This window comes from Bradyrhizobium sp. LHD-71 (assembly GCF_031157255.1).
In the GTDB taxonomy this organism is placed as follows: domain Bacteria; phylum Pseudomonadota; class Alphaproteobacteria; order Rhizobiales; family Xanthobacteraceae; genus P52-10.
This window is the reverse complement of sequence record NZ_JAVIFX010000011.1, coordinates 137,030-149,523: the sequence shown is the minus strand read 5'-3', so window position 1 is coordinate 149,523 and position 12,494 is coordinate 137,030. Positions and strand designations below refer to the sequence as shown.

Sequence of the window (12,494 nt, the reverse complement as noted above, 5' to 3'; positions counted from 1 at the left end):
ATGCAACGGCGCTCAAAGCAGACGCTTCGATCGAGCGACCTGACTCAAGCCACGCGCACGCAAAATGCGGCCCCCAATCCGATCAAAAGGATTGCTGCGAGAGTGTTGAGCCGATCCAGCATCGCATGCTCCAGGTTCTGAAACATCGTGTTCGCAGCCAACGCAAGCGCCAGGTACCAGGAGGCACTGCCAAGCATCACCCCGATAGGCACTGCGAGCCCACAGCTCATGATCGGCTGCCTTTCGGCCTGCGGCACAGCAACAATGGCCAGATACGGAAGACTTGTCATCGGATTCGCAGCCGCGATCAGCAACATCGACAAGAAGGCGGAGCACAGGTCTCGAGATCTTGCTACGCGAGTGGTGCGAGTGGGGACCAGGTAGGTTCTGAGACCTATGACGATGAGAGCGAGCCCTCCCGCAATGCGCAGCGGCGCCTGCACAGTGACCGCCGTTTGCGCCAGCACAACGGCGCTTGTCTGGGCCAGAAAACTGAATAGTCCGTGGGCGACCGCAGCGCCGAAGCCGCTGGCAATTCCGAACCAAATGCCGGACGCGAGCGTCCGCTGCACGCACATCAAACAGATCGGACCAAACGGGATGGCGACGAAGAGGCCGAGCATTGCCGCGGGCAGCATGTCGACCAATAGCTGAGTCATTTCCAGAATGGCTTCGCCGCCTCGGCATCTGCCTGTTGCCGAGTCTTGCCGATGTCATTGAGCAACCGATCATCGAGCTTCGACAGGGCCTTTCGTTGCCGAAACCGGTCTGAACACCAGACGCACCAACTCAAGAAACGCGTCCCCCAGGACGATCGCTGGACTCTGACGACGTCGTGGCCGCCGGGTGCAGCGCCTGTTCCTGGACTGCTTCGCGAAACGACGTTCCGAGGAGTTCTAAAGTCGCTGCTCGCGCTCGGACCGATTATCGAGGTCGCCCGTCGTTTGGGGTCCATGGGCCCTTCCCTTTCGTCATACTGCTTTTATGATCGGTGCTCCGGCGTGTGAGACATGAGCCGCGGTTTCGATGCAGGACCGTGGCGTTGCCGAGCGACGCCATGAATCTCCCTGCCGTCAGGGTGCTCCCAGTCGGTCGACCTCGTTGTGGACGCCGCAATCGATCACCGCGAACGCGTCATCGCGAAATCAGCGGCAACCCTCGGCTCGAGATCGATCGAGGCGATCGTGATGCGCGAATGTCATCTGATCCGCATGTGCCCTGTGGTTCCGCCATAGACCTTGTTGGCCTGCAGAGCGGAGCCTAAGTGGGGGCAGCGGTATGATGGAAGAGCCAATCCACGTATAGTCGACCAGTCCAATTTTTCGGAGGCGACCGTGACTTTCCACGTCAGCCTTGTCGGCAAGAGCGATCTCAGCGGTGAGATCTATCGTCAGATCAGGCAGGCGATTCTCGACGGACGACTGCAGCCGGGAGAATGCCTGTCTCCGACGCGCGAGCTGGCGACTGCGCTTGCGGTCTCACGCTCGACGGTCACGATCGCGTACGAACGTCTTCTTGCGGAGGGATTTGCGAAATCTCGCGTGGGCGCCGGAACGTTCGTCAGCCGCGAATTCGAGACCGGACGTCCCGCGACGAAGGGAAAGCGACCGCTCGCCCGCACAATAGAGCCACGAACACTCTGGGAGACAATACCGCTCCCAGAGGAAGCTTTTTTCCGTCCGGTGCGCTTCAACTTCAGGTGCGCGCTTCCGGACGCGTCGCTGTTTCCGCACAAGGCGTGGCGGCGCGCTGTCGCCGGGGCGCTGCGTGAATGCGAGAAAACCGCAGGCGTCTACGAGACACCAGCAGGAAACCGGGACCTGCGGACAGCGATCGCTCGCCACATCGGCATCTCGCGCCGCGTCTTGGGCTCGCCGGACGACCTGATCGTGACAAGTGGTACGCAGCAGGCGCTTGATATTGTGGCTCGCGTACTTCTCGAGCCGGGCGACGTTGTTGCAGTCGAGGACCCGGGATATCGGTATGCGAGACAACTGTTCCAGTCTGTGGGAGCCCGCGTGACCGGCGTACCTGTCGACGGCGAAGGGCTCGTCGTGGAAAAACTGCCCAAGAGAGCCAAGGCCGTCTATGTGACGCCGTCGCACCAGTTTCCTCTCGGTGTGGCCATGAGTCTGACGCGCAGGCGGGGACTGCTGGCGTGGGCTGAACGCAATAACGCAGTCATCATCGAGGATGATTACGACAGCGAATTTCGCTTCGGCGGGCGTCCGCTCGAGCCGCTGCAGACGCTCGATGCTGCAGGACGCGTTGTCTATGTAGGCAGCTTTTCTAAGACAATGTTGCCGACTCTGCGTCTGGGCTTCGTGGTGGTGCCGCCGTCGCTGCAAGTGGCCGTGCAAAAGGCGAAGTTTGTCAGCGATTGGCATACGCCGGCGATCGCGCAGAATGCGATGGCGAGCTTCATCGAGAACGGCGGGTTTTCGCGCCACATCCGCAGAATGAGCAGCGCATATCGCGAGCGGCACGAGATCCTGACTGACACCGTCAAGCGGGACTTTTCCAATCACCTGGAACTCATACCGTCGAGCACCGGTCTGCATGTCGCTGCCTACGCGCGGACGTCGTCCGTTGATCACATCGACGCGATCGTGTCGCGGGCCGTCGATCTCGATGTCGCCGTTCAAAGATTTACCAGCTTCAGCGGGGGCAGGAAGCCTCCGGTGGGCGTCATCCTGGGATATGGGGCGATCGAAACAGCGCAGATTGCCGAAGGACTGCGGCGATTGCGCAAATGCTTCGTCGATGAGGAACTGGCGCGCCGCGCCAAAGGACGTCGGAGCGGTCGCCAAGAGGCGACCACTCGCCGATAGCCACTATCGATCCTGCATAGTTCATCAATTCGCAGGATCAAAAATGCCGCTTTCGCTTAAGTGACTTCCCAGAAGAAGAAGAAGAAGAAGGCGCGTTCGGTTCTAGCGCCGGACTCCGCTCCACCACTGTTGATGGGTGGCGCTTAGGGTTTGTCCCGGCGCGATTCAGGGTCTCGGCTGATAGCGAAGAACCTCCACAAATCGCACGATGCCGCGGCCCCGTCGTTTGCATATGAAAGGAAGATCATGATCTCCGGACGCCTCCATCCGGCTCTGTGAATGGGTGGGTATTCAGCGCCCGATCCCCATGGGGCAAATAGCCGGGCAGACCTAAGCTAGAGATTGTCCGAAAGCGACCAGACCAGAGAGCGACGAGACAGATCTTGCCACACAGATCTTGCCACCTCGTCGTCTCTATGCCGCGCCAGCCCTAACGATCACAGACGATTACGGATCGAGCCAGACTCTCCCCGAGCAGAAGGTAGTAGAAGAAGATGTGCTTGGCCTGTAATCCGTGCATGGTTTCGTTTCTTCGATCTGCAGCATCACGGCGCAATTTCCTGCGGTTTGCGGGCGCTGCCGTGACCTCGGCAGTCGTTTCCCCGGCATGCGCATCGGCGCGGCAGGCTTCCTCGTCCGATCCGGCTGACACCCTTTTCAAGGGCGGAGCGATTCTGACGATGGACAGCGAAATGCCGCGAGCCGAGGCTCTCGCCGTACGCGGCAACCGCATCGCTGCCGTCGGCACGCTGCACGATGTGCAGGCTCTCAGCGGTACCAATACACGCGTGATCGATCTTCAGGGGCGGACCTTGATGCCGGGGCTGATTGATCCCCACATGCATTTCGCATTCGCGGCTTTTGAAGACTGGATCAATGTAAGCCCAATCACAAACCCGGATTTTGCGGCCGTCTGGGCAAAATTGCAGCAAGGTGTGGCACAGGCCAGGCAAGGCGAATGGGTTCGCGCGCAGCAGTTCGATGCGAGCATCACGAAAGACGCCCGCGTACCGACGCTTGCCGACCTCGATACCCTCGCTCCGAGCAATCCATTTTTCATGCAAGAAAGCAACGGTCACATCGCCTATGCAAACAGCCAGGCATTCAAAGCAGCCGGCATAACAATCGACACGCCTGATCCTTCCGGAGCACGGTTCGTCCGGCAAAATGGAGCCTTTACGGGGCGTATCGAAGAAATGGCTGCGCAGCAGGCCTTTATCCACGTCATGCCCGCCCCGACCGGAGCCGAAATGATTGAGCGTGTGCGTCGTCTGCTCAAGCATGCCAGCTCGGTCGGGTGCACAATGCTGCATGACTGCGGCATAGGTATCATGGCCGGCACGCAGGACCTCAAACTGCTCGATGCCATATTTGCCGATGGCAATGCGCCTGTTCGTTATCGTGGCATGCTGGTCTCGACCGAGTTCGACGGTTGGGAGAAGGAAGGCATCAAGCCGGGGCGCGGAAACGACCTTTTCCGGGTCAATGGCATCAAGGCGTGGGCCGATGGATCAAACCAGGCGCAAACCGGCTATCAGCGCGAAAACTATCTCGGCACGACCGCGCGCGGCGCTTTGAACTATAGCCTTGAGCACGTCACCGAAGTGATCCGCAAGGCTCATCATCGTGGGTGGCAGGTAGGCATCCATGCCAACGGCGACGCGGCGATCGATATGGTCCTCGATGCCTATGAGGCCGTTCTAGGTGGGGCACCGGCGAGCGAACTTCGCCACCGTATCGAGCATTGCAGCGTTCTTCATCCCGAGCAAATGATCCGCATGAGGCAGTTGGGCCTATCGCCCTCGTTCCTGATCGGTCACGTGCGCTGGTGGGGTAAGGCCTTCCAAGACCGGCTGCTGGGACCGGATCGGGCACGCTTCTACGATCCTTGCGCGTCGGCTCTCGCGGCAGGCCTGAAGATCTCGCTTCATTCGGACTGGAATGTGACACCGATCGAGCCGCTGCGCTATGTCGAGGACGCCGTGACGCGGGTGATGAACGAAGGCGGAGAAGTGTTCTTTCCCGATGAGCGCATTCCCGTCCACGCAGCGCTTCGCGCAATAACAATCGATGCCGCGTGGCAGTGCCATATGGACAGTCAGATAGGCACGCTCAAGGCAGGCAAGCTTGCGGACGTTACCCTGCTCGAACAAGATCCGACCGACCCTCATGCAAAAATCAGCAAAATTAAGGTCAGCGAGACCTGGATGAATGGCATCCAACACCACGCGAGCTGACGTGACATCCGCTGCTGGCGGCAGAAAGTCCAAACAACCGGATATCAATCCGCCGGGTCAAAAATCGACGCGACTTCCGCCTCGCGCGGATGATCCCGTCTCAGGCGTCGCGCCAAGGCCAGAGCCGACGGAGCAACAGCGACGAGTTCCTCCAGCACAGGATCTGAAAGCCGGAGGCCGGCATGGCGGGCGGCGTTCTCCGCCAACACCCGAACGGCCGGCTCGACCGATGACGTGTCGGGCGACCAGGGCTTGGGATCGACCGCGCCGGGCCTTGTGCCTGGCACGAGCGATGGACGGCGCCTGTAGAAGCCCGTGGCGCGTTCGAAAGCATGACCCGCTCGCAGAACGCGCGCATCGTCGAACGGCCGGCCTGCGATCTGCATGGACAGCGGCAAGCCTTCGTTGGTGAAGCCACAGAGAATGGCAAGCGCCGGCCCGCCGGTGCAGTTGAATGGCGAGGTCAGGTTCGGCCGCGTCCAGAACGAGAGCGTGTCGTGGCGGTCCAGGCGCGGAGCCGCCGAAGTGTTGGCGGTCAGAAACAGGTCATAGCGGCGATAGAGCGGGTGCATCTCGGCCAGTATGGCCCGCCGTTCGCGGCTCGCGCGCACATAGTCTTCGGCGGTGAACAGGCAAGCAGCGAGACTGCGCGCCCTGAAATCCTGTCCGAACTGCTCCGGCCGAGCAATGAGTTCCGGCAGATGCAGCGAGAACAGTTCGCTCTCGGCCGTGACGATCTTCACGTCGGAATAGGATTGCAGAGGTCGTAGCGCGACATCCTCGACGATGGCGCCCATCTCGCGGAAGGTCGAGATTGCCGCCGCCATTGCGGCCGGCACCTCCGCGTGAACCGTCAGGTCCCTCTCCCAGAAATGACGAACCACACCGATGCGCAGACCTTTGACTCCGAGGTCGATACCAGCGGTGAAGTCCCTCGCCTGCCCCTTTGCCGAGGCGGGATCGGCGGGATCATTGCCCGCAATTGCGTTGAGGATCAGCGCACAGTCCTCGCTGGTCCGCGCCATCGGCCCGCAATGGTCATACGAATATGAATTGGGCAGCACGCCGGCGCGGCTGACCAGGCCATAGGTCGGCTTCAGCCCGGCGATGCCGCATAGCCCGGCCGGACCACGGATCGAGCCGCCGGTGTCTGATCCAAGACTCACAGGCACGAGGCCCGCGGCGATCGCCGCTCCCGAGCCGGACGAGGAGCCGCCCGTGAAGTGCGCGGTGTTCCAGGGATTACGGGCGGGCGGCCAGGGCAGATCGAACGATGGACCGCCATGGGCAAACTCATGGGTCGCAAGCTTGCCCATCAGCACGGCACCGGCGGCCCGCAGCCTGGCCACCGCGGTCGCATCCTTGTCCGGCACGCGATCGATGCACGTGCGTGAATGTCCCGAGGTCAGAACGCCGGCCGTGTCGTAGATGTCCTTCACGGCGAAGGGGATGCCGTGCAGTGGCCCGCGCCAATTGCCCCGCGCAATCTCCGCTTCGGCAGCGCGCGCTGCCTCGATCGCCGCCTCCGAGGTGCGGGTGATGTAGGCGTTGAGCTGCGGCTCGAGGGCGTCGGTGCGCGACAGCAGCGCGTTTGCGTATTCCACGGGCGACAGCTTGCGCGCCCGGACCAAGGGAGCGGCCTCGGCGAGGGTCAGGTCGTGAAGCGCGGTATCTGCCATCGCGTTCTTTCTCGGTTAGGCGGCCAGGCGGTGCGCACTGGCTTCGGGCCAGGAGAAGGTAACCTCGTCTCCCGTCGACACCAGGCTTTCCTTGAACACATGATCGCTGAGAAGGACCGCGGCCTCAAGGCCGTCGCTAGTCAGGAGGGCCACGCGAACAGTCGGCCCCTGGTATTCGACATTGGAAACGCGTGCCTTCAAGCTTGGCCCCCTGCCCGACCGATCGAGCGTGCAGTGGTCGGAGCGCACTGCGATCATGTTGCCCTGCCATGGCAGAACGTTGTGTCCGCCGATGAAACGCGCGACAAAAGCGCTCACGGGTCGCTCGAACACCTCCGCCGGGGGCCCCACCTGCCGGATCTCGCCGCCGTCCATCACCACCATCACATCCGCAAGCGCCATTGCCTCGTCCTGAGCGTGGGTGACGTGAATGAACGTGATCTTGAGTTCACGCTGCAAGCGCTTCAACTCCTCCCGCATCCGTACGCGCAGGAACGGGTCCAGCGCCGACAGCGGCTCATCGAGCAGCAGCACTCGCGGTTGCATGATGAGCGCCCGCGCAAGCGCGATGCGTTGCTGCTGACCGCCCGAGAGCTGCGCGGGCAGTCGCTTCGCATAGCCGCCCATATCCACGAGTTCGAGGAAGGTGTGGGCACGGCGATGCCGCTCCGCCTTTCCAACTCCGCGCATTCGAAGGCCGAAGGCGACGTTGTCGAGGCAGTCGAGATGCGGGAACAACGCGTAGTTCTGAAACATCATCGCCGTGCCACGGGCGCGCGGCGGCAGGTCGGTCACGTTGCGGCCATCGATCAGCAGATCCCCCTCGGTGATGCCTTCATGCCCCGCGATCATGCGCAGCGTCGAGGTCTTGCCGCAGCCGCTGGGACCCAGCAAACAGCAGTAGCCGGCTTTCGGCACCCGCAGCGAGATTGAATCGACCGCGACTGTCGCGCCGTAGCGTTTGGTGACGGCGACAAGTTCGACATCGAAGCGCGGGTCCATGCGGCCTCCAGGCGGTTCGGATCAGATCCGTGATGTCCACTCCCGCCGACGCTGCATTCTCAGCACGACGAAAAGTGCGACGGCGATCAGGAGGAACGACACGGCAGTGGTGAGCGTGCCGAGCGCAAACAGCATCGGCGTCGTCTGGCTCGAGATCAGGGCATAGATCTCAAGCGGCAGCGTGTTCCGAGCACCAATTGTCAGCGTCGTGCGCGCGTATTCGTCATAAGAGAGCGTGAAGGCGCTCAGTGCCACGCCGAGAATGCCGGGCAGCAGGATCGGCAGCGTGACGTAACGCAACCGCTGCAGCGGACTCGCGCCAAGGTCGGTCGCAGCCTCCTCCCATGACCGGTTGAAACGGTTGATGACGGCGAACATCGTCAGAAGCCCGAATGGCAGCGTCCAGGTCAGCTGGGCGCCCAGCGCCGAGGTGAAGAGATCCGGCTGCAGGCCGAAGAACTGGAAGCCGAGCCCGATCCCGAACCCAACCAACAGGCTTGGCATGACAAGGCTCGATACGGCCAAGTAGAAGACGATTGCCGCCCCCGGAAACGGGCGCCGATAAGCCAGCCCTGCGGCCACCGAAATCACGACCGTCACGAGGCTGACGACGCCGGCCAGCGTCACCGATCTCCAGAACGCCGCCGGTATGTTGGCCATCTGGCCCGGCCGCCACACATCGCGGAACCATTCAAGCGATGGCTCCACAATCGGAAACGTCACTCCGCCGTTGGCCCCCTGAAACGACAGAGCGTAGATCACGAGCATGGGACCGTAGAGGAACAGCAGGTAGAGCGTGAAAAGGAAACCCAGCGCATAAAAGGTCCATGGCCGGGCATCGATCGGGTTCTCTGCGACGGGAACTCTTGCCATTCGCTACTTCATGAGCTCCTTGCGAACGTCGACGATCCGCAACAGGCAGCCAACCATGAGCGCTACGATGACAACCAGCACGATCGCGTTGGCCGCCGCCGGCGGGTATTGCATGGCCTGAATCTCTACAGACAAGGCCGACACGATCGAAGCGCTCTGTCCGCCACTCATCTGCCGCACCACGAAATAGTCGCCCATCACTTGTGTGATGACCAAGATCGAGCCCAGGGCGATTCCGGTCTTGCTCAGCGGGATGATGACATGGGCCATGATCTGCCAGCGGCTGGCGCCGGCGTCGCGCGCGGCCTCGACCAGCGACCTATCGATCTTCGACAGCGAATTGGCAATGGGGCCGATCATCAGCAGCGTATAGAGGTGCACGTAGGCAATGACGACCGAGAAGTCCGAGAACAGCAGGAAGCTGAGCGGTTGTGAGGTGAAGCCAAGCCCCATCACGGCCTGATTGAACACTCCGGAGCGGCCAAGGAACGGAATCCAGGCCATCGTGCGAATGATCGCGGAGGTGAAGAACGGGATCGCGCAAAGCAGGAAGAAAATGATGCGGATCTTGGGATTGCGTACATGAAAGATCAGAAAGTAGGCGATGTTGAAGCCGAGAAAGAGTGTGATCGCCCAGACGATCGCCGCGAACTTGAGCGTGCTCCCGTAAACGCGCAGCGTCGACGCGCTGGTGAAGATCTCTCGATAGCTGTCGAGCAGAAACGCCGGGTAGATGCCGGTCCGGTCATAGTCGAAGAAGCTGACAACCAGAAAGAGCAGCGTCGGCAGCGCGAACAGAACGACAAGGATTGCGGTCAGGGGAAGAACTTGCAGCCACGAGACCGCTCGCCGCGGAAGCCGCCATTCCCGGTGGCGGGTGTTTTCCGCTGTCGCTGAGAGGATATCGGGGGCGTTTGCGAGTGCGTCCACTTTAAAGCCGATTCAGCCTTCCAACTGGCCTGATTCCAACTGGCTCACTTCGAACTGAGCTGCCCGCATCAAGCGGCTTTGTTGGTTTTCTCGAGGCACCGCATCAGCGGCATGATGCGGGTCCCGAACTGTTCCATGCCGACGACGAAATCATCGAAGGTCAGCATCACGCCGCGCACCCCAGGCACCGCGGACATCTCGTCCAGCATGCGCGCCACGCTGGCATAGGAGCCGACGAGGACCCCCTGGTTGGTCGGCAGCTTGTCTCCACCGGCAAGCGCACGGCGGTTCGGCTGGCTATAGATGTCGGTATTCGGATCGTCCTTCGCCTGAGCATCGCGATGAGCGATCGCCTCCATGTCGGTGCCATCCTTGTAGTGCTGCCACTTGGCGATTGCAGCGGCGTCCGTCTCGTCGGCAATAATCATGGTGAGGACGAGCGCGCCGCAGTCGCGCCCGGTCTCCTTGTTGGCGGCGACGAGTCTGGCGACGCTCGGCGCCACCGCGCTCGGCTTGTTCTCGCCGAAACTCGCACAGAAATTGTAATCGGCATGCTCGGCGGCGTAGCGCGTGCCGGCATCGCTCTGGGCCGCGCAGATGATGGGGATCCGGCTGGTCGGCAGTGGACTGCAGCGGCAATCATCCATCTTGAAGAACTCGCCCTTGAAATCAGACCGCCCCGCCTCCCACAGTTCGCGCATGATCGTGACGTACTCGGCGCAATACTCATACCGGCGTTTGTAGTGTTCGGCGCCGGGCCAGATTCCCATCTGTGTATACTCTCGCCGCTGCCAACCCGAGATGATGTTCACGCCGAAACGGCCATGCGAGATGCTGTCGATCGTGACCGCCATCCGCGCGGCGATCGGAGGGGGCATCGTCAGCACCGCGCATGTGGCGAAGAGTTGAATGCGCTGCGTCACGGATGCGAGCCCTGCCATCAGGGTGAACGATTCAAGATTGTGGTCCCAAAACTGCGACGGACCGCCGAAACCGTGCAGCTTGATCATGGACAGCGCGAAGTCGAAGCCAAACCGCTCGGCCTTCTCGACGATGGTTCGATTGAGGTCGAACGTCGGCATGTACTGCGGCGACGTCGTGCTGATGAGCCAGCCGTTGTTGCCGATGGGGATGAAAACGCCAAGTTGCATCAGTGAACTCCGAAGCTTTTTGGAATGTGGTTTGATCAGGACGTGATGAACTCGTTCCATCTGCGCGTGAGATAGCGGTCCTCGTCCATGACCGAATTCCACACGGCGATGTTGCCGAGCCGCTCCTCGATGGAGCCGCCGTCGCGCACGTTGCCGACCTTTTCCATCAGCTTGCCGAAGGGGCTCATGATGTCAGTCGCTGCCGGTTTACCGCCGTACCAGTAATCCCACTCTGCCTCGGTCAGAAACTTCCGCGCATTCTCCGGCTGGGCCGCGTAGTAGCCCTGGCGGGCGATGAAGGCCCCCTGAAAGCCGCTCGTGTACCAGTTCAGATATTCGTAGAAGCAATCGCGTTTCAGTCCGTCGACGTGCTTCATGGCGCCGAGCATGTAGCCCCAGCCGCGAAGACCCTCCTTCAGCGGCTGATAGGTGCAGGGAATGCCCCGCGAGCGCACGGCGGCGACGGCGGGGGACCACATCGACTGGATCACCACCTCGCCCGCCGCCATCAGGTTCACCGACTGGTCGAAGCTGGACCAGAAAGAGCGAAAGTGGCCGCTCTTCTTGATCTCCATCATCGTCGCGATGGTCTTGTCGATTTCCTCCTTCGTCATATTGCCCTTGTTGCCGTACTTGATGTCGCCGCGCGCTTCGAGCGCCATCGCCACGTCGATAATGCCGATCGTCGGATTGTCCTGCAGGGCCGCCCTCCCCTTGAAGTCGCCACTCAGCAGATCCGCCCAGCTCGTGATCGGGCGCCCGGTCAGGTCGGGCCGTATGCCGAGGGTATCGGCATTCGTGACGGTCGGAACGGCCGTCACCCATTCGGTCGGTGCTCCGGTTGTGACCTTCTGCCCATCCGGGGTCGTCGCATAGAGGATCATCGTCGGCGTGATGCCCTGTTGCGGCGCCTTGCGGCCGTCGCCGAACTCACCCTTCGTGAAGATCGGCAGCGTTTTGTCCCAATCCTTGACCTTCGAAATCGGGATGGTTTGCAGCACGTTGCGACCGACGAGATAGCGCATGTAGACCAGGCTGATGTCGGCACAATCCATGGCGTTGGATTGCGAGAGCAGCCGGTTGAGAAGGTCCGCGTTCTCGGTCGCCTGCATTTGCACCGTGAAGCCGAGGTCCTTCGTCGCTTGCTCGGCGATGGCCGGAATCGCAGTGACCGGTGGACCCGAATGACGCAACACAACATCCTTGATGTTTTGCGCCCAGATTGTGGGAAACCCGCCGATCACACCTGATGCGGCCGACGCCCCGACGGCGGCTGCGGCGCCTTTGAGAAGGCGGCGGCGCGACAGGCTGTTGCACTTGATCTTGCCAGTTGAAGACATGGTCAACATCTTCTTGTTGCAACTCGTCGCCACATCAGAGGGCACCGATCGCGCAGGCGCGGTGACGCTTGATGGCCGTACGAGCATTGTGAGCTGCCCAAGCAGTTCTGAGATTTCCAGCAAGCCGCGTGCCAGCATGGCGAGGCTTGCAGAATTCGCCGCTCTGCCAGCTCGGCAAAGAAGGGCCTGCCTCCTCGTCAAACAGGATGCCTGGCCAGGAGGCGACGCGAGTTCGGCCGCGAGCGGTTTCGGATCGCTTCGCAGCGACCTCGCGCCTGCCGCTTTGCGCAAAAGGCTTGTGATCGAGACTTCTGCTTATCCAGCGAGCGGCGGCTCGCCACAAAACTGCGCAGCCTCGCCGGCTCCGCGATCACCGTCGTGCCCGCCCAGGAACCTCGTTTCGCGGCAAACAAGCACGATCCTGCGCGCCGGGAGGCGGTTTACAATGCCG

The 12,494-nt window shown here is 61.7% G+C and carries 10 protein-coding genes; 2 read left to right on the top strand and 8 right to left on the bottom strand.

Annotation, left to right across the window (positions count from 1 at the left end):
* Positions 1 to 44: 44 nt before the first annotated feature.
* Both RCO31_RS14195 and RCO31_RS34745 read right to left on the bottom strand, forming a co-directional pair.
* On the bottom strand, positions 45 to 659 hold the full coding sequence (locus RCO31_RS14195; RefSeq protein WP_308969053.1) for a LysE family transporter: 615 nt from the start codon (positions 657 to 659) through the stop codon (positions 45 to 47).
* Entirely contained in the window at positions 656 to 955 is a 300-nt protein-coding gene (locus RCO31_RS34745) for a DUF1127 domain-containing protein (protein WP_374991480.1), read from the bottom strand. Before RCO31_RS34745 ends, RCO31_RS14195 begins: the two co-directional genes overlap by 4 nt.
* Before the next feature lie 379 nt (positions 956 to 1,334).
* Here RCO31_RS34745 and RCO31_RS14190 point away from each other — a divergent pair, with 379 nt between their 5' ends.
* The gene (locus RCO31_RS14190) at positions 1,335 to 2,831 is read left to right on the top strand and encodes a PLP-dependent aminotransferase family protein (protein WP_308969052.1); all 1,497 of its coding nucleotides are present in this window, start codon (positions 1,335 to 1,337) and stop codon (positions 2,829 to 2,831) included.
* A gap of 494 nt (positions 2,832 to 3,325) precedes the next feature.
* Positions 3,326 to 5,068, top strand: a complete 1,743-nt coding sequence (locus tag RCO31_RS14185) for an amidohydrolase (protein ID WP_374991479.1) — start codon at positions 3,326 to 3,328, stop codon at positions 5,066 to 5,068.
* 44 nt (positions 5,069 to 5,112) lie between these two features.
* Here the strand turns inward: RCO31_RS14185 and RCO31_RS14180 are convergent, their stop codons facing one another.
* The 6 genes from RCO31_RS14180 to RCO31_RS14155 form a co-directional block, all read right to left on the bottom strand.
* A complete protein-coding gene (locus RCO31_RS14180; protein WP_308969050.1) occupies positions 5,113 to 6,747 on the bottom strand; it encodes an amidase in 1,635 nt (544 codons plus the stop codon).
* Between the two features lie 15 nt (positions 6,748 to 6,762).
* Positions 6,763 to 7,749 (bottom strand): ABC transporter ATP-binding protein, encoded by a 987-nt coding sequence (locus RCO31_RS14175; RefSeq protein WP_308969049.1) that lies wholly within the window; start codon positions 7,747 to 7,749, stop codon positions 6,763 to 6,765.
* 21 nt (positions 7,750 to 7,770) lie between these two features.
* Complete coding sequence (locus tag RCO31_RS14170) at positions 7,771 to 8,622, bottom strand: ABC transporter permease (protein WP_308969048.1); 852 nt, start codon at positions 8,620 to 8,622, stop codon at positions 7,771 to 7,773.
* 3 nt (positions 8,623 to 8,625) lie between these two features.
* Complete coding sequence (locus RCO31_RS14165) at positions 8,626 to 9,552, bottom strand: ABC transporter permease (protein WP_308969047.1); 927 nt, start codon at positions 9,550 to 9,552, stop codon at positions 8,626 to 8,628.
* Between the two features lie 68 nt (positions 9,553 to 9,620).
* On the bottom strand, positions 9,621 to 10,703 hold the full coding sequence (gene rutA, locus RCO31_RS14160) for a pyrimidine utilization protein A (protein WP_308969046.1): 1,083 nt from the start codon (positions 10,701 to 10,703) through the stop codon (positions 9,621 to 9,623).
* Positions 10,704 to 10,738: 35 nt separating this feature from the next.
* Complete coding sequence (locus tag RCO31_RS14155) at positions 10,739 to 12,052, bottom strand: extracellular solute-binding protein (protein ID WP_308969105.1); 1,314 nt, start codon at positions 12,050 to 12,052, stop codon at positions 10,739 to 10,741.
* Positions 12,053 to 12,494 lie beyond the last annotated feature (442 nt).